The organism is Pantoea sp. Ft-CA_14 (assembly GCF_024520875.1).
In the GTDB taxonomy this organism is placed as follows: Bacteria; Pseudomonadota; Gammaproteobacteria; order Enterobacterales; family Enterobacteriaceae; genus Pantoea; species Pantoea agglomerans.
The window spans coordinates 76,441-94,742 of the sequence record NZ_JALNPM010000009.1; the positions used below are offsets into that span (position 1 = coordinate 76,441).

The following is an 18,302-nucleotide window of genomic DNA, read 5'->3' on the forward strand; positions in this document are numbered from 1 at the left end:
AGCCATAAACGTTCCCTGACCTCGGGTCAGCACAAGACGGTCTCCTGTAAAGGAAAAGAACCCCTTGCAAAGGACGAAAAAGTGTCTATCCCCGATTCATGGGATTTGAGTGATAACCAGAGACTTTTTATTGAGTCGTTTCTGGACCCTAAAAACAAATAACGTTGTCAGACCATTTCTTCGTCACTGTTCTTTTAAAACCGGAATTTCCGGTGGGCCTATAAATGCCCTTACCACATCCTGTACGACCAAAGGGTGTCGCCTCTTTCTATAAGGTGACCGCAAAAACTTTTACGCCCGATTCCGGCGAAGGAGTGAACCAAATGAATATTATTAAAATGTCCTGGCTCAGCGCGTATGCATTCTCCTTTGCGTTCTGGTCTGCGGCGGTGTGGATAACCCTGTAATTTGAATTAAAATCACCTTTTCATGATGCCTCGTGACTTCACGGGGCATTTTCGTTTGCGATCGATTGTAGCAATTTGTGTTGTAATCAAAACGTTAACGAAATTGTGGTCTATCTTTAACATAAACCTTTGTCTCTCTGAGGTTTAAAGACCATGAATGAAAGGAGGAGCTATGTCGTCTACCCTACGCGAGCAGAGTCAGGAAGTACTGCAGGTCGACACCAAAAAATATCACATCTTCAGTCTTCCCCATGCTGCTCAACACCTTGGCAATATCGATCGCCTGCCAAAATCCCTCAAGGTCCTGCTGGAAAATTTACTGCGCTATCAGGATGGTGACTCTGTTACGACGGAGGACATCCAGGCGCTGGTTGACTGGCAAAAAGATGCCCACGCCGATCGTGAAATTGCCTACCGGCCAGCCCGTGTATTAATGCAGGACTTTACTGGCGTGCCTGCGGTAGTCGACCTTGCTGCGATGCGAGAAGCAGTGAATCGGCTAGGCGGCGATGTGGCGAAAGTCAATCCGCTGTCACCGGTTGATCTGGTTATCGACCACTCGGTGACTGTCGACCATTTTGGCAATGATGACGCCTTTGAAGAGAACGTCCGGCTGGAGATGGAGCGAAACCATGAGCGCTACGTCTTTCTCCGCTGGGGCCAGAAGGCGTTTGATAAATTCCGCGTGGTGCCACCAGGAACCGGTATTTGCCATCAGGTGAACCTGGAATATCTCGGCAAGGCGATCTGGCATGAAACCGTGAATGGTGAAGAGTACGCCTGGCCCGATACCCTGGTCGGTACGGACTCTCACACCACCATGATCAACGCGCTTGGCGTGCTGGGATGGGGAGTAGGGGGAATCGAAGCCGAAGCCGCCATGCTCGGTCAGCCTGTCTCAATGCTTATCCCGGATGTGGTGGGTTTCAAACTCACCGGTAAACTGCGGGCGGGCATTACGGCAACCGACCTCGTGTTGACCGTTACCCAGATGCTGCGTAAGCACGGCGTTGTCGGTAAATTCGTTGAATTTTACGGTGATGGCCTGGCCGATCTGCCGCTGGCAGACCGCGCGACCATCGCCAACATGGCACCGGAATATGGCGCAACCTGCGGATTCTTCCCGGTTGATGACGTCACGCTGAGCTACATGACCCTGACCGGACGCGATGCCGAACAGGTAGCGTTAGTGGAAGCCTATGCCAAAGCGCAGGGTCTGTGGCGCAACCCTGGCGATGAGCCGCGTTTTACCAGCACTCTGGCGCTGGATATGAACGAGGTGGAATCGAGTCTCGCGGGACCAAAACGTCCGCAGGATCGGGTGTCGCTGGGCGATGTGCCCGCCGCGTTTGATGCCAGCAATGAGCTGGAAGTGAATCAGGCGCAGAAACCCCATAAAATCGTTGAGTATACCGACAGTGATACCGGGCTGACGCATAAGCTGACCGATGGAGCGGTGGTGATCAGTGCGATTACCTCCTGTACTAACACCTCCAACCCCAGCGTCTTAATGGCGGCCGGTTTACTGGCGAAGAAAGCGGTCGAGCGGGGTCTGAAACGTCAGCCGTGGGTCAAAGCCTCGCTGGCACCCGGTTCTAAAGTGGTTTCAGACTACCTGGCCGTTGCGCAACTGACCTCTTATCTCGACGAGCTGGGCTTTAATCTGGTTGGTTATGGCTGCACCACCTGTATCGGTAACTCCGGCCCGCTGAAAGATGAGATCGAGTCTGCGATCAAAGCAGGCGACCTTACGGTGGGTGCTGTGCTGTCCGGCAACCGCAACTTTGAAGGCCGTATTCATCCGCTGATTAAAACCAACTGGCTGGCGTCGCCGCCGCTGGTGGTGGCCTATGCGCTGGCGGGTAACATGAAGATCAACCTGCAGACCGAGCCGCTGGGCCACGATCGTCAGGGCCAGCCGGTCTACCTGAAAGATATCTGGCCTTCGCCGGAAGAGATCGCTACGGCCGTGCAGCAGGTCACCAGCGACATGTTCCATAAAGAGTACGCTGAAGTCTTCGACGGTACGCCAGAGTGGCAGGAGATTAAGGTGAGTGAAGCCGCGACTTACGACTGGGATGAGGGATCGACTTATATTCGTCTGTCGCCTTTCTTTGACGATATGGAGAAAGAGCCTAAGCCGGTGCAGGATATTCGCGGTGCGCGAGTGCTCGCCATGCTGGGCGACTCGGTCACCACTGACCATATTTCACCGGCGGGCAGCATCAAAGCGGAAAGTCCGGCCGGACGGTATCTGCTGTCACACGGCGTGGAGCGTACAGACTTTAACTCCTATGGTTCGCGTCGCGGTAACCATGAAGTGATGATGCGCGGTACGTTCGCCAACATCCGTATCCGCAATGAGATGGTACCCGGCGTGGAGGGCGGTTATACCCGACACTACCCAAGTGGCGAACAGCTGGCCATCTATGATGCGGCAATGAAATATCAGGCGGAAGGCGTGCCGCTGGCGGTCATCGCGGGTCTTGAGTATGGCTCTGGTTCAAGTCGCGACTGGGCGGCGAAAGGACCACGTCTGCAGGGGGTCAGGGTAGTAATTGCGGAATCTTTTGAGCGTATTCACCGCTCAAACCTGATTGGGATGGGCATTCTGCCACTGGAGTTTCCGCAGGGCGTGACCCGCAAAAGCCTGGGGCTGACCGGTGAGGAGCGCATTGACGTGGAAAATCTTCAGGCACTGACGCCTGGCTGCAGCGTTAAAGTGACGCTGACCCGTGCCGACGGCAGTAAGGAAGAGCTGGACACTCGCTGTCGCATCGATACCGGTAATGAGCTGACCTATTACCGCAATGACGGCATCCTGCACTACGTTATCCGCAATATGCTGGACTGATAAAAAAAGCCGGGAAAACCCGGCTTTTTTATGTGGCTTACAACGTCTGTAATAAGAAGTTGTGAGACCGTGGCTGCACACGGAATACGGTCAGATCGGAAAGACGCAAAAGCCGTCATCCATGACATGCCCGGCCCGCGCAATTACGCACCTCATCCCTGAGGTGCGCCCGTACCGGGCCAACGCTTTGCGTTGTTCAAAAACGCTCCCGGCGTTTTTATCCGGGCGGCGGGACGCTTTCTTCTTCTGACCGTGCCCCCTGCGCGTTGAGCTAATCCGTTGCTTCAGGATTCTCTCAGATTGGGCTTCTTCAAGGGTCAGATGCCAGTGAATCCCAGCTTATTTATGACTTCGGCAGCAGATGCCCCATCTTTTCCGCTTTCGTATCCAGATAGTGCGCATTCTTCGGATTACGTCCCACGACCAGCGGCACGCGTTCAACAATGTTGATCCCGGCTTCGCTGAGGATCTCCACTTTACGCGGGTTATTGGTCAGCAGTCGCACTTCATTGACGCCCAGTAGTTTGAACATATCGGCGCACAGCGTGAAGTCGCGCTCATCGGCGGCAAAGCCCAGCTGATGGTTCGCTTCTACCGTGTCGTACCCTTTGTCCTGCAACGCATAGGCACGGATTTTGTTCAGCAGACCGATGTTACGGCCTTCCTGACGGTGATAGAGCAGTGCGCCGCGACCCTCTTCTGCGATGGCATTGAGGGCGGCTTCCAGCTGAAAACCACAGTCGCAACGCAGGCTGAAGAGTGCATCGCCGGTCAGGCATTCAGAGTGAACGCGCGCCAGTACCGGCTCGTTATCATTAATATCGCCAAAAACCAGTGCAACGTGGTCATGTCCGGTTGCCAGTTCTTCAAAACCAACCATCAGGAAATCTCCCCATGGCGTGGGCAGTTTGGCTTCTGCCACCCGTTTAAGCTGCATGTGACTCTCCAGAACCTTCAGAGGATGCACTATCATCATGATAGTGCACAGGCCAGTGTGGCCCGACAAACGTGCAATATTGTGCCACAACCCGCAAGCGGGCTGGTAATCTCTGATACCAATTGCAGTGATAAAGCACAATTATCCAATCGGCAACGGTTATGTTATTCTTTTTTAAGCTAAAGTTATGCAATTGCTCTCTTTTGACGCCGGGATAAGGGAAGAGGATGTTTAAGATTTCACGTCGTACCACCTTTGGAATGCTGCTGCTGCTGATCATGCCGGTTGCGGTCTGGCTGAGCGGCTGGCGCTGGCAACCAGGCGAAAGCAATGCGCTGCTGAAAGGTCTCTTCTGGATGACCGAGACCGTCACCAACCCCTGGGGCATTGTTACAAGCGTCGTGCTGAGTGCCTGGATGCTCTGGTGCCTGCGCTTTCGGCTGAAGCCAGCCATCCTGCTGCTGCTGATCATGAACGCCACCATTCTGGCCGGGCAATACACCAAATCCTATATCAAAGAGCAGATTCAGGAGCCGCGTCCCTATGTGATCTGGCTGGAACAGCATCACGGGCTGGATGAAAAGACCTTCTACGAGATGAAGCGCAAACAGCGTGGCGAGATGGTAACCTCACTGATTGCCGATGAGACGCAGATCCCAGGCTGGCTGAAACGGCACTGGGCGTTTGAAACCGGTTTCGCTTTCCCTTCGGGACATACTATGTTTGCCGCCAGCTGGGCGCTGCTGGCATTGGGTCTGCTCTGGCCGCGTCGGCACTATAAAACCGTGGTGGTGATCTTTCTGTGGGCCACCGGCGTAATGGCGAGTCGTCTGCTGCTGGGCATGCACTGGCCACGGGATCTGGCGATGGCAACCATACTCTCCTGGCTACTGGTCACCATTGCCACCTGGCTGGCGCAGCGATTCTGTGGCCCGCTGACGCTGCCGCCGGAGGAGCAAAAAGAGGTGGCGCAGCGGGAGCCCTGATTGTAATTCACCCGTAAGACCCCATATTATTAGACGGGCCTGCGTAAAAGCGACCCGCCCGATACTGCTGGGAGCAGCATTTTTGCTGGAGTTTTGGCATAATTCTACCCGACAACCTCACAACAGGATGCACTGTGAAATATTTGCTGATTTTTTTAGTGGTACTGGTCATTTTCATTATTTCCGTCACCCTGGGTGCGCATAACGATCAGGTCATTACATTTAACTATCTGCTGGCGCAGGGTGAGTTCAGCATCTCGACCTTACTGGCATCCCTGTTTGGCGCAGGTTTCGTGCTTGGCTGGATCATCTGCGGTCTGTTCTGGTTACGGACCCGCGTCTCCCTGGCGAATGCCAACCGGAAAATTAAGCGTATGCAGACCCAAATCGAGCAGAGTACTACCCTGGCGACCACGCCATCTTCTCCGGCTGGCCGGGAATAATCCCTGATGCATGAATTGCTGTTTCTGTTACTGCCGGTGGCGGCAGCGTATGGCTGGTATATGGGCCGTCGCAGCGCGCATCAGGATAAGCAACAGGAAGCCAACCGACTGTCACGTGAATATGTCGCTGGCGTAAACTTCCTGCTCTCCAATCAGCAGGACAAAGCGGTCGACCTCTTCCTTGAGATGCTGAAAGAGGACAGCGGCACGGTTGAAGCACACCTGACGCTGGGCAATCTGTTCCGTTCGCGCGGGGAAGTCGACCGCGCCATCCGCATCCATCAGGCTTTAATGGAAAGCGCCTCCCTGAGCTATGAGCAGCGACTGCTCGCCGTACAGCAACTGGGCCGCGACTATATGGCGGCGGGCTTATATGACCGCGCGGAAGATATGTTTAAGCAGCTCACCGATGAAACTGACTTTCGGGTGGGTGCGCTGCAGCAACTGCTGCTGATCCACCAGGCAACCAGCGACTGGCAGCAGGCGATTGAAGTCGCAGAGCGGCTGGTTAAGCTTGGCAAAGAGAAGCAGAAAGGCGAAATAGCCCACTTCTACTGCGAGCTGGCTCTGCAGGCGATGAGCAGCGACGATCTCGATCGTGCCATGAGCCTGCTTAAGAAAGGGGAGTCGGCCGATCGCAACAGCGCACGTATCTCGATCATGATGGGCCGTATCCTGATGGAAAAAGGCGATTACGCTAAAGCGGTGGGCCATCTGCAGCGGGTGCTGGACCAGGATAAAGAGCTGGTGAGTGAAACGCTGGGGATGCTGGAGACCTGTTTCCAGCAGCTCAATCAGCCCGACGCCTGGTCAGAGTTTCTTCATCGCTGTGTTGAAGAGAACACCGGCGCGGCTGCGGAGCTCTATCTGTCTGACATCCTTGAGCAGCAGCAGGGGCCCGAAGCGGCCCAGAATTACATCAGCCGTCAGCTGCAGCGTCATCCTACCATGCGGGTGTTCCACCGCCTGATGGATTTAAACCTGCATGAGGCGGAAGATGGCCGGGCGAAAGAGAGCCTGATGGTGTTGCGCGACATGGTCGGCGAACAGATCCGCACCAAGCCGCGCTATCGCTGCCAGAAGTGTGGCTTTACCGCCCACGCACTCTACTGGCACTGCCCATCCTGCCGCACCTGGTCTTCAGTTAAGCCCATCCGTGGCCTCGACGGCCAGTAAACCGGCCGTTACAGCTGCACTGTTAATAGCCCATTATAGTTACAACATACTAGAGAGAAGGTTAGCTTACAGACCTCAGCGACAGTGCATAATTTGCCAGGCAGGAGGGCAATGGCGATTGTGATGGTCAGACACCGCAGGTAGAATGCTTGCCGTTTGTCTATTGCGCCTGCGGGCGCCTGTTGCAGAGGAAATGCCATGCCTTCACCCCACAACGTGACCGCTTCGCCGATTCTGGTAGCGCTGGATTATCATGACCTCGACAGCGCACTGCGTTTCGTCGACCAGATCGATCCCCGCAGTTGCCGCCTTAAAGTGGGCAAAGAGATGTTTACGCTATTTGGCCCCTCGCTGGTTAACACTCTGCAGCAGCGCGGCTTTGAAATCTTCCTCGATCTTAAATTCCACGATATTCCCAACACTACCGCTCATGCCGTGGCGGCCGCTGCCGATCTCGGGGTCTGGATGGTCAACGTCCATGCCAGTGGCGGGGCACGGATGATGAACGCGGCGCGTGAAGCGCTGCTTCCCTTTGGTAAAGAAGCGCCCCTGCTCATTGCGGTGACTGTACTGACCAGTATGGATGCAGAGGATCTCAAAGGGCTGGGCATTACGCTTTCGCCTGCCGAACAGGCAGAGCGACTGGCGAAGCTGACACTGTCGTGCGGGCTGGATGGTGTGGTCTGTTCCGCCCATGAGGCTGTCCGCTTCAAACAGGTTTTAGGTCAGGAGTTTGCGCTGGTCACGCCGGGGATTCGCCCGGCAGGCAGTGATGCAGGCGATCAGCGTCGCATCATGACACCTGAGCAGGCGAAGCAGGCGGGCGTGGACTATATGGTTATCGGGCGTCCGATCACCCAATCCGCCGATCCCGCCGCCACTCTGCAGGCGATCCTGCACAGTCTGGAGACACAATAATGGCGAAGGATAATCCACTGGTTTACTCAACCGACAGCGGGCGCATTACCCAGCCGGAGCCAGCGAAGGAGCGGCCAAAAGGGGATGGCATTGTGCGCATCCAGCGTCAGACCAGTGGTCGCAAGGGAAAAGGCGTCTGCCTGATTACCGGTATCGACCTGGACGACGCGGCATTGACGCTGCTGGCGGCCGAACTCAAAAAGAAGTGCGGCTGTGGGGGTTCAGTGAAAGAGGGCGTTATCGAGATTCAGGGGGATAAGCGCGATTTACTGAAAAGCCTGCTGGAAGCCAAAGGCATGAAGGTCAAACTGGCGGGTGGCTGAAAAAAAATCGGGCTACCGAAGTAGCCCGATTGTTGTGTAGATGCTTAGCGTAGCCGATTATTCTTTTAATAAGGTCTTTAGTGGACCTGATGACCGATAATACCACCGACAGCGGCGCCACCGACTGTGCCGAGTGCGCTACCATTGGTCAATACTGAACCCCCAATCGCACCCGCGCCCGCGCCAATAGCGGTGTTGCGGTCACGTTTAGACCAGTTAGAACAGCCGCTCAGTGCAACAGCTAACGTGGTCGCCAGTACAACGGCAGTGATTCGTTTCATTGTTGTTGTCATACACTTCTCCTTTGATGTGCTCACAGAGGCAACACTCTTAGTATAGCTCCGATATTTCCTCAGCCCGCTTGTGTCGCATCATTGCCGCATCCGTGTCGGCATGGAAATGTGATCACCATGGACAAACCGTTTGTAGCGGGAGAGTCACAATGCAAACCCGACAGGGCCACGCATTGCCTGAGAGGATTCTAAGCGTTCTGGTTAAATTCCGAAGATAGAAAATTCTGAAATCACGACACATTTTTGCATTCACAGCCATTCCTTCTGCGTTTATAGCCATTTGCTCCATAACTCTTTCGCGTCTGACTCCGCAAAATTCAGGGACGATTGTCAGCAGGAGAAAATAGATGCTGGAACACCTGAAACAACAGGTTCTGGAAGCGAATCTGGATCTACCCAAATACAACCTGGTGACCTTCACCTGGGGCAATGTCAGCGCTGTTGATCGCGAACAGGGTTTGCTGGTGATTAAACCTTCCGGCGTGCGCTATGAAGTGATGAAGCGCGACGACATGGTCGTGGTCGATCTGGCGAGTGGCGACGTGGTGGAAGGGGATAAACGCCCCTCATCGGACACGGCGACGCACCGCGCGCTTTACCTCGCCTGGCCGGAGGTGGGTGGCATTGTCCATACCCATTCGCGGCATGCGACCATCTGGGCCCAGGCAGGACGACCGATTCCTGCCTGGGGAACCACCCACGCCGATGACTTCTATGGTGAGATCCCCTGTACCCGGTCGATGCGCAATGAAGAGATTCAGCACGACTACGAGTGGAACACCGGTGAGGTGATTATCGAGACTTTTGCGCAACGTGGGTTGTCTCCTTCTGCGATCCCGGCGGTACTGGTCAACTCTCATGGCCCGTTTGCCTGGGGGAAAGACGCTCATGCTGCGGTACACAGCGCGGTTGTGCTGGAGGAGGTGGCGTATATGGGCCTGTTCAGCCAGCAGCTGACCGCTAATCTGCCGCCGATTAACCAGACACTGCTTGACCTGCACTACCTGCGAAAGCATGGCGAGAATGCCTGGTACGGGCAAAAATAGCGAGCGGGACGCGATGGCGTCCCGTTTTTTTTAGTCTCATCTGAGACTGGTATGGCGATCTCCATCATAGTTATCAAAACAACAGGTCATTAAAAATAAAACAGCGTTTCATTTTATCGAATCGATCACTGTTTTGATTACCTCAAGTCACTACTTTGCTTGCATCGCCTTCGGGCACTTCCTGCTCCACCCTCTGGCATAGCAAAGGTGACATCCATATGCATATCAAACGTGCAATAGACAAAATTCCGGGCGGTATGATGCTCATTCCGCTCTTTATCGGCGCACTCTGTCATACGTTTTCTCCAGGCGCCGGGAAATATTTCGGTTCTTTCACCAACGGCCTGATGACCGGCACGGTGCCCATTCTGGCCGTCTGGTTTTTCTGTATGGGCGCGTCGATTAAACTCAGCGCCACCGGGACGGTACTGCGTAAATCGGGCACGCTGGTGCTTACCAAGATTGCCGTCGCCTGGGTTGTAGCTGCCATCGCCTCTCGGGTGATGCCGGAGAATGGCGTAGAAGTGGGGATGTTTGCCGGCTTATCGACGCTGGCGCTGGTGGCTGCCATGGATATGACCAATGGCGGCCTTTATGCCTCGATCATGCAGCAATATGGTTCCAAAGAGGAGGCGGGTGCGTTTGTGCTGATGTCTCTGGAGTCCGGGCCATTAATGACCATGGTTATCCTGGGCACCGCCGGCATCGCCTCATTCGAGCCGCACGTGTTTGTAGGGGCGGTCCTGCCGTTTATTGTGGGATTTGCATTAGGGAATCTTGATCCGGAGCTGCGCGACTTCTTCGGAAAAGCGGTCCATACGCTGATTCCTTTCTTCGCCTTTGCTCTGGGTAACACCATTAACCTGGGTGTCATTGCGGAAACCGGACTGCTGGGCATCATGCTGGGCGTGTCGGTGATCATTATTACCGGCATCCCACTCATTCTGACCGATCGGCTGATTGGGGGCGGGGATGGCACGGCTGGCATAGCTGCATCCAGTACGGCAGGCGCAGCGGTAGCGACACCGGTGCTGATTGCCGAGATGCTGCCGCAGTTTAAACCGATTGCCCCTGCTGCCACGGCGCTGGTGGCAACGTCCGTGATTGTGACCTCCGTGCTGGTGCCGATCATCACTGCCATCTATTCAAAACGTGTTAAGCGTCTTCATGTTGCCGTGGAGCAGCGTGCCGCTATTAAGTAACCCGCCTAATCAATCCCCGACGCGCGAGTCGGGGATCTCTCTGGATTTTGTGTTGTAAATCAATCTCTCATTTGGTCTGGCCTCACTCTGCATTACGCTGATGTGGCGTATTTAACGCATCAAATATAAACAGAGGATGAGACAATGACAGTTATTAACCAAGCAACGTGCAGATTATTTACCGAAGTCGGCAACACCACGCAGTTAGTCGCCTATTACGAAGAAGGGCGTCGTACTATGTGGATGATGTTGCGTGCACAGCCCCGTCCGAGCTTCAACCATGAACTGATTGAGGAGATCATGAATCTGAGCTACGCCGCTCAGCGTTCCGGTCTGCCGATCGACTTCTGGGTTACCGGCTCTCTGGTGCCACAGATGTTCAACGCCGGTGGCGATCTGCGCTTCTTTGTCGAGTGCATTCGCAATAACCGCCGTGAGGCGCTGCGGGCCTATGCCCGTGCCTGCGTTGACTGCATCCATTCGGCAGCACGGGGATTTGATACCGGCGCGGTGACGCTGGCGATGATTGAGGGCAGTGCGTTAGGCGGCGGATTCGAAGCGGCGCTGGCGCATCACTTCATTCTGGCGCAGAACAACGCGCGGATGGGCTTTCCGGAAATTGCTTTTAACCTCTTTCCCGGCATGGGCGGCTACTCACTGGTCGCGCGTCGTTCCGGCATGAAACTGGCAGAGGAGTTAATTTGTGAAGGGGAGTCCCACAGCGCAGAGTGGTATGAAACGCGCGGACTGGTGGATAAAGTCTTCCAGCCTGGCGACAGCTACCGCGCCACCCGCACCTTTATCGATACGTTACGTCCTAAACTCAACGGCGTGCGGGCTATGCTGAAAGCGCGTCAGCGCGTGCTGCAATTGTCACGCGCTGAGCTGATGGATATTACCGAAGATTGGGTCGATTACGCCTTTACCATCGAACCTAAAGACATTGCTTACATGGAACGCCTGGTTCAGTTACAAAACCGCCATAGCGCATCACTGCGTAAAGCGGGTTAATCTGAATTAGCGTTAAACGCGGGCAGGATGCTTAGCCAGCCAATGCCCAAACTGTTCCGCGGGCATTGGTTTTGCGTAGTAGTAGCCCTGACGCCCATCGACACCACTGTTAAGGACAAACTTCTCTTCATCCGGGGTCTCAATACCCTCTGCAATCACCTGCAAATCGAGCGCCTTGGCGACGGCGACGATAGCTCGTACCAGCGATTGTGAGACGGGCTGTTTATTAATATCGCGGATAAAGCTTTGGTCGAGTTTGATGGCATTGATCGGCACTCGTGCGAGCTGAGAAAGCGATGAGTAACCCGTGCCGAAGTCATCCAGATGAACCTGTGCGCCCAGCTCCTGAAACTGCTTCATCAGCCGCAGGGCTTCAGCTTCATTCTCAATCAGGCAGCTTTCTGTGAGCTCAATATCGATAGGACAGTCGGTGATATTCGCCTCATGCAGCGCCTGTTTCAGGTCAGTATAGATGCTTTGATCAATCAGCTGACGTGCCGACACGTTGACGGCGACGCGCAGAAAAATGCCCTGCTGGCGCCAGACGATAATCTGTTTCAGCACATTGAGCATGACCCAGCGTCCCAGCGGCACAATCAGTCCCGACTCTTCGGCGTAGGGAATGAAATCAGCGGGGGAGACCAGGCCGCGCTCGGGTGAGTTCCAGCGTACCAGCGCTTCGGCGCTGCGGACTTCACCATCACTGTCGATTTTCGGCTGGTAATGCACCAGCAGGTGATCCAGCTCCAGCGCCTTACGCAGATTGGTGTCCAGCCACAGGTATTCAAAGACCCGCTGGTTCATCTCTGCCGCGAAGACACAGAACTTGCCACGACCGTTCTCTTTGGCGTGATACATCGCGGTGTCAGCATTGCGAATAAGGCTCTCGCGATCTTCACCGTGCAGCGGCGCGAAAGCGATCCCGATAGAGCAGCCGCTGTACACTTCGATTAGTCCGATACGGAAAGGCTGACGCAGGCGCTCAAGAATGCGGGAGGACATCGCCTCCAGCGCAGCCTGGCTGGTGTGCTCAGCCAGCACCACAAACTCATTGCCACCCAGCCGGCCCAGAGTCTGGTCTTTACCCAGACAGCTAAGAATCGCCAGTGAGACCGCCTGCAGTAACTGATCGCCGAACATATGACCGTAGGCGTCGTTCACTTTTTTGAAATTATCGAGATCGAGATAGACCACGCCGGTCTCATCGCGCTCAGATCGCTCCAGCGCCAGGCTAATCTGTTGATGAATTGCGTTGCGATTAGGCAAACCGGTCACCGTATCGGTGTTTGCCAGCACCCGGAGGCGTTCCTGGGCGCGTCGCTCCTCGGTTATGTCGGTGCCAGAACAGATGAGGAAAATTTCATTTTTGCCACTGCCGCTGTGAACAAACTTATTACGAAACAGAAACAGTCGCTGACCTTTTTTGGTTTTAACCCAGCGCTCAACCTCATAGGAGTTGCCGTCACGGAAGAAGCCCGCGATGTTGCGTCGTGACTGAGAGGCCTCCTGTTTGGTCATAAAGAGCTGAAAGACGTTACGGCCGATAACCTCATGCTCATTCAGACCGGTGTATTCTTCACTAAGACGGTTAAAACGCTGAATATTGCCGCGCTGATCGAGGATCACAATCACCGAGTTGGCTTCAGAAACCACCTGTTCGGCGAATGAAAGACCCAGGGTTAAGTCGCGGGCGACCGCTGAGGTATCGCCCCAGGCAGAAGCGGTTCCTGCCCAGGTCGCCTGGTTCACTTTGCGTCCGACAAAATGCATCGGAACATCAATGCCCTGCAGCGTCATAGTCAGATTGATGCTTGAAGTGATGACCGGCATCGCGCGTATCATGGCTGCCTGGCCGGGGGTTAACGGCAGGGCGATATTAGTTTGTGACGACTCATCTTCGGCAAAATGCAACGCATCGCTGTCCGCGGTCAGACGCCAATGAGGGCTGGTTGTACCGAAAAGGGTGTACAACAACGTTTGCCCTTGTTCATCGGTCATGGAAACTTCCTCCGGGAAGTGCTCTGCAGGCGTTATCTCATTATTTTAGCAACAGTATTCATCATCTGACGCCAGCACAAGATGCAAACCGAATATATTTTCCCATCCAGATAAGAATGGCACAAAAAAGCCCCGACATTGCGGGGCTGTTTAGTGCGGTCAGCAGGGACATTTACCCAGTTTGCCTGCCTGGCTGGGGAAGCGGGCATCCAGACAGTAACGGTGGAAATCGCGCTCATTCATCGGCGGCTGATCGGGATGATGGAGTCGCATATGCTGCAGATAATTTTGATAATCCTGCACCCCGACCATTAAGCGAAAACACTGTTGCAGGCCGCGCCAGAATCCCCGCCAGCTGAATGGCTGTGGCTGTGGCTGTGGCTGTGGCTGTGGCTGTGGGGAGGCGGCAGGCTGGCAGCGGATAATCTGCCACTCTCCCTGCGGACGCCGGGACTGATGAATAGCATCAGACATGACGCACCTCCTTGTTGCGCAGCGTCACAACGGACTCATGCGTAGTAGGAAGATCGCTGCGCAGCGCCCGGCGAATGACAAAGAACGCAGAGATCAGCATCGTGACCGCCACCAGCATAAAGAAGGCGCACAGGGCCGCGTTAATCTGATTGCTGAAGACGATGGTCTGCATATCCGCCACGCTTTTTGCCGGGGCGATGATCACGCCTTCATCCAACCCTTTGCGGAACTTATTCGCCTGCGCCAGGAAGCCAATCGACGGTTTTTCATGGAAGATTTTCTGCCAGCCGGCAGTCATCGAGGTGATAAACAGCCAGGCAGTTGGCAGGATAGTCACCCAGGCGTAACGCTGCTTTTTCATTTTGAACAGCACCACGGTGCCGAGGATCAGCGCCATGGACGCCAGCATCTGATTGCCGATACCAAACAGCGGCCACAGGGTGTTAATGCCGCCGAGCGGATCGACCACGCCCTGATAGACAAAGAAGCCCCAGCCCGCGACCGCCACGGTCGTGCCGGCCATATTGCCCAGCCAGGAGCGGTTATTCGCCATAGAAGGCACCACGGTGCCCACCAGATCCTGCACCATAAAACGGCAGGCGCGGGTACCGGCATCGACCGCCGTCAGAATGAACAGCGCTTCAAACAGGATGGCGAAGTGATACCAGAACGCCATCATTGCCCGGCTGTTAAAGATCTCGGTAATGATGTGGGCCATCCCCACCGCGAAGGTTGGCGCGCCGCCAGCGCGGGACAGGATCGAGCCTTCACCCACGTCACGGGCGATGCCGCTCAGCATTTCCGGCGTTACGACAAAGCCCCAGCCGTTGATCACCTGAGAGGCGCTTTCAACGGTGGTACCAATCAGCGCAGCCGGGGAGTTCATGGCAAAGTAGACGCCCGGATCGAGTACCGAGGCACAAATCAGCGCCATGATCGCCACAAAGGATTCCATCAGCATCGCGCCATAGCCAATAAAGCGGATATGACTTTCCCGCTCCACCAGTTTTGGCGTGGTGCCGCTGGAGACCAGCGCATGGAAGCCGGAGATGGCGCCGCAGGCAATAGTAATAAACAGGAACGGGAACATCGCGCCGGAGAAGACCGGGCCGGTACCGTCGATAAATTTGGTGACCGCCGGCATTTTCATCTCTGGCATGGCAAAAACAATCCCCACCGCCAGCCCGACAATCACGCCGATTTTAAGAAAGGTCGAAAGGTAGTCACGCGGAGCCAGCAGCAGCCAGACCGGTAGCACGGAGGCAATAAAGCCGTAGATCACCAGCACCCAGGTCAGTGAGGTGCCTTTCAGGGTAAAGAAGGGCCCCCAGTAAGGATGCTGGGCTACGTCACCACCATAGATAATCGCCGCCATCATCAGCACAAAGCCAATCAGTGAAACTTCGGCGATTTTACCGGGCCGGATAAAGCGCATGTAGACGCCCATAAACAGCGCAATCGGAATGGTGGCCGCGATGGTAAACAGTCCCCACGGACTGTTCGCCAGCGCCTTGACCACCACCAGCGCCAGCGCCGACAGGATAATGATCATGACGCCCAGCGCGCCGAGCATGGTTACCACACCAGCAAACGCACCCAGCTCCTGCCGCGCCATCTCGCCCAGTGAACGGCCATCACGACGGGTTGAGATAAACAGGATCAGGAAATCCTGTACCGCACCCGCCAGCATCACCCCGACCAGGATCCAGATGGTGCCCGGCAGAAAGCCCATCTGCGCCGCCAGAATCGGACCCACCAGCGGGCCGGCACCGGCTATAGCCGCGAAGTGGTGGCCAAACAGCACCCATTTATTGGTCGGGACATAATCGAGCCCGTCGCTCAGCCGCTCGGCAGGCGTCATCCGGCGGTCGTCCAGTTCGAAAATATTGCGGGCGATAAACAGGCTGTAGAAGCGATAAGCGATGCTGTAACAGGCGACAGCGGCTATCACCAGCCAGACTGCGTTGACGTGTTCGCCGCGGCTGAGGGCCAGCATGGCGAAAGCGCCCGCGCCGATTAACGCCACCACTAACCAGATCGCACTGGTTTTGACGTTTTTCATGACTAACTCCTTGTGAGGACCGAGAGGAAAGCGATCGAAAACAACGAGTCAAACTTAATGTAATGGAATGTAAGTGAAAGTTAATCAGTGGAGAAGTGTGAAGCGGGGTACAAATTTAACTTTTTTGCAATACGGGCGGGGCGGAAACAGGCGGGATAACCGGAGTTATCCCGCCCGATTGACTGCTCAGTACATCACTACTCAGACGGCGGGACGCGCCACGACGCTGCGGGTTTCCATGCGGACTTCGGCGATGGTGACATCAATCACATCGGTCACACGATAAACCACTTCGCCTTTGATCTGAACGCTGCCATTTTCCTGGCTGCAGACCAGCTCATCACGCACCGCGTGAATGAACGGAGCCGGGATAAAGGCCACCGCGCCAAACTCCAGCAGGCGAACACGCATGCCACCACGTGACACATCGATAATCTCGGCGCTGAAGCGACGGTCGGTTGCTGCAAACGGTGCCAGATAACGGGCGTAGAGCCAGTCGCCAACATCACGTTCCGCCATGCGGTTCAGGCGGCGGCGCTCACTCATCGTCACCGTCAGCGCATCATCCGGACGAGCGATCTGCTCACCGCGAATAATCGCTTTCAGCAGACGATGGTTGACCATGTCGCCGAACTTACGAATCGGTGAGGTCCATGTGGCGTAAGCCTCAAGTCCCAGGCCAAAGTGCGGGCCAGGCTCGGTGCTGATCTCAGCGAAGGTCTGGAAGCGACGGATCCGGCTGTCGAGGAACTGGGTCGGCTGGGCATCAAGCTCACGACGCAGCACGCGGAAACCTTCCAGCGTAGTGATCGCCTGCGCATCCACGGTAATACCATGGTTGGCCAGCACGGCGGCGGCCTGTTCAGCATTGGTGGCATCGAAACCGGCATGGACGTTGTAGATACCAAAACCGAGACGGTCACGCAGCACTTTCGCCGCGCAGACGTTGGCCAGAATCATAGACTCTTCGACAATGCGGTTAGCGATGCGGCGCGGTTCAGCCACAATCTCCAGCACTTCACCTTTTTCACCCAGCAGGAAGCGGTAATCCGGGCGATCTTTAAACACCAGCGCGTGAGTCTGACGCCACTCGCTGCGCGCCAGGCAGAGGCGATGCAGCAGGCGAATCTGTTCAGCAATCGCCTCACTTTCCGGCTGCAATGTGCCGCTGTTTTCCAGCCAGTCAGAGACGTCGTCATACGCCAGCTTGGCTTTGGATTCGATCCACGCGGCAAAGAACTCAACGTCATCACCTAAACTGCCATCGGCTGCCACGGTCACGCGGCAGGCCAGGGCCGGACGGCGCACATTGGGGCGCAGCGAGCAGACATCATCAGAGAGTTCGCGCGGCAGCATCGGAATGTTAAAGCCCGGCAGGTAGTTGGTAAACGCACGCTGCGCCGCCAGCTTATCGAGCTGACTGCCTTCCGGCACATAGGCGGTAGGGTCGGCGATAGCGATGGTCAGACGCAGGGCGCCATCGTCCAGGGACTCCGCAAAGAGCGCATCATCCATATCCTGGGTGCTGGCGCTGTCGATGGTAACAAAATCCAGCGCGGTCAGATCTTCACGCGTCAGATTTTCATCCAGCATCTCGCCAAAACTGACATCGGGCGCTTCACGCTCAAGGTTATGACGCGACAGCGTCACCCACCACGGCGCCAGATGGTCATCAGCTTTGACAATAAAATCGGTAAGTTCGGCATAAAAGCCGCGATCGCCTTTCAGCGGATGGCGACGCATCTCCGCCACGGCCCAGTCACCGTTTTCAAACTCATGGCTGACATCGCGCGCAGGGCGACACTGGATGGCATCCTTCAGCAGGGGATGATCCGGCACAATCGACAGGCGATCGTCTTTCTTCTGTACCCGGCCAACAAAGCGGCTCAGGAACGGCTCAACCAGGGTTTCCGGCTCAGCGCTTTCGCGATCTTTATCGCTGTGGATCACGGCGGTGATGCGATCGCCGTGCATCACTTTCTTCATCTGCGGTGGCGGAATGAAGTAACTTTTTTGCGCATCGACTTCCAGAAAGCCGAAGCCTTTTTCAGTGCCTTTTACGACGCCTTCAGCACGAGGCGTTTGCGAATGGAGCTTCTCTTTCAGCTGCGCGAGCAGCGGGTTATCCTGGAACATAATTTTTACGTTTCGTTGGCTGATTGCGGCTGACAG

General features: G+C 55.5%; 15 protein-coding genes. 9 read left to right on the forward strand and 6 right to left on the reverse strand.

The window, feature by feature from the left end; genetic code table 11:
- The first annotated feature begins 579 nt into the window (after positions 1 to 579).
- A complete protein-coding gene (gene acnA / locus NR195_RS14580) occupies positions 580 to 3,261 on the forward strand; it encodes an aconitate hydratase AcnA (protein ID WP_010670248.1) in 2,682 nt (893 codons plus the stop codon).
- A gap of 343 nt (positions 3,262 to 3,604) precedes the next feature.
- On the opposite strand, the gene ribA is transcribed toward acnA, so the two are convergent.
- Positions 3,605 to 4,198, reverse strand: a complete 594-nt coding sequence (gene ribA, locus NR195_RS14585; RefSeq protein WP_010244482.1) for a GTP cyclohydrolase II — start codon at positions 4,196 to 4,198, stop codon at positions 3,605 to 3,607.
- Positions 4,199 to 4,425: 227 nt separating this feature from the next.
- Here ribA and pgpB point away from each other — a divergent pair, with 227 nt between their 5' ends.
- From pgpB to yciH, 5 genes are all read left to right on the forward strand, one after another.
- Positions 4,426 to 5,184 (forward strand): phosphatidylglycerophosphatase B, encoded by a 759-nt coding sequence (gene pgpB / locus NR195_RS14590; RefSeq protein ID WP_010244484.1) that lies wholly within the window; start codon positions 4,426 to 4,428, stop codon positions 5,182 to 5,184.
- Between the two features lie 134 nt (positions 5,185 to 5,318).
- Positions 5,319 to 5,627 (forward strand): LapA family protein, encoded by a 309-nt coding sequence (locus tag NR195_RS14595; protein ID WP_010670247.1) that lies wholly within the window; start codon positions 5,319 to 5,321, stop codon positions 5,625 to 5,627.
- 6 nt (positions 5,628 to 5,633) lie between these two features.
- On the forward strand, positions 5,634 to 6,803 hold the full coding sequence (gene lapB, locus NR195_RS14600) for a lipopolysaccharide assembly protein LapB (protein ID WP_010244490.1): 1,170 nt from the start codon (positions 5,634 to 5,636) through the stop codon (positions 6,801 to 6,803).
- Positions 6,804 to 7,001: 198 nt separating this feature from the next.
- Positions 7,002 to 7,721, forward strand: coding sequence for an orotidine-5'-phosphate decarboxylase (gene pyrF / locus NR195_RS14605; protein ID WP_022625580.1), 720 nt, complete (start codon positions 7,002 to 7,004; stop codon positions 7,719 to 7,721).
- Complete coding sequence (gene yciH, locus NR195_RS14610) at positions 7,721 to 8,044, forward strand: stress response translation initiation inhibitor YciH (protein WP_010244495.1); 324 nt, start codon at positions 7,721 to 7,723, stop codon at positions 8,042 to 8,044. Before pyrF ends, yciH begins: the two co-directional genes overlap by 1 nt.
- A 77-nt stretch (positions 8,045 to 8,121) precedes the next feature.
- On the opposite strand, the gene osmB is transcribed toward yciH, so the two are convergent.
- Complete coding sequence (gene osmB / locus NR195_RS14615) at positions 8,122 to 8,337, reverse strand: osmotically-inducible lipoprotein OsmB (protein ID WP_003853848.1); 216 nt, start codon at positions 8,335 to 8,337, stop codon at positions 8,122 to 8,124.
- A gap of 347 nt (positions 8,338 to 8,684) precedes the next feature.
- On the opposite strand from osmB, the gene araD reads away from it, so the two are divergent.
- The 3 genes from araD (at position 8,685) to NR195_RS14630 (ending at position 11,596) form a co-directional block, all read left to right on the forward strand.
- Positions 8,685 to 9,383, forward strand: coding sequence for an L-ribulose-5-phosphate 4-epimerase (gene araD / locus NR195_RS14620; RefSeq protein ID WP_010244508.1), 699 nt, complete (start codon positions 8,685 to 8,687; stop codon positions 9,381 to 9,383).
- Between the two features lie 218 nt (positions 9,384 to 9,601).
- On the forward strand, positions 9,602 to 10,585 hold the full coding sequence (kdgT, locus tag NR195_RS14625; RefSeq protein WP_010244511.1) for a 2-keto-3-deoxygluconate transporter: 984 nt from the start codon (positions 9,602 to 9,604) through the stop codon (positions 10,583 to 10,585).
- Positions 10,586 to 10,729: 144 nt separating this feature from the next.
- Positions 10,730 to 11,596, forward strand: a complete 867-nt coding sequence (locus NR195_RS14630) for a crotonase/enoyl-CoA hydratase family protein (RefSeq protein ID WP_003853843.1) — start codon at positions 10,730 to 10,732, stop codon at positions 11,594 to 11,596.
- A 12-nt stretch (positions 11,597 to 11,608) separates the two neighbouring features.
- On the opposite strand, the gene pdeR is transcribed toward NR195_RS14630, so the two are convergent.
- The 4 genes from pdeR to NR195_RS14650 form a co-directional block, all read right to left on the reverse strand.
- Positions 11,609 to 13,594: a cyclic di-GMP phosphodiesterase gene (gene pdeR, locus NR195_RS14635; RefSeq protein ID WP_256844646.1), complete on the reverse strand. Its 1,986-nt coding sequence runs from the start codon at positions 13,592 to 13,594 to the stop codon at positions 11,609 to 11,611.
- A gap of 159 nt (positions 13,595 to 13,753) precedes the next feature.
- Complete coding sequence (locus NR195_RS14640) at positions 13,754 to 14,068, reverse strand: YbdD/YjiX family protein (RefSeq protein WP_256844647.1); 315 nt, start codon at positions 14,066 to 14,068, stop codon at positions 13,754 to 13,756.
- On the reverse strand, positions 14,061 to 16,130 hold the full coding sequence (locus NR195_RS14645) for a carbon starvation CstA family protein (protein WP_256844648.1): 2,070 nt from the start codon (positions 16,128 to 16,130) through the stop codon (positions 14,061 to 14,063). The genes NR195_RS14640 and NR195_RS14645 overlap by 8 nt, the downstream gene beginning before the upstream one ends.
- Before the next feature lie 201 nt (positions 16,131 to 16,331).
- Positions 16,332 to 18,266, reverse strand: coding sequence for an exoribonuclease II (locus NR195_RS14650; RefSeq protein WP_256844649.1), 1,935 nt, complete (start codon positions 18,264 to 18,266; stop codon positions 16,332 to 16,334).
- Positions 18,267 to 18,302 lie beyond the last annotated feature (36 nt).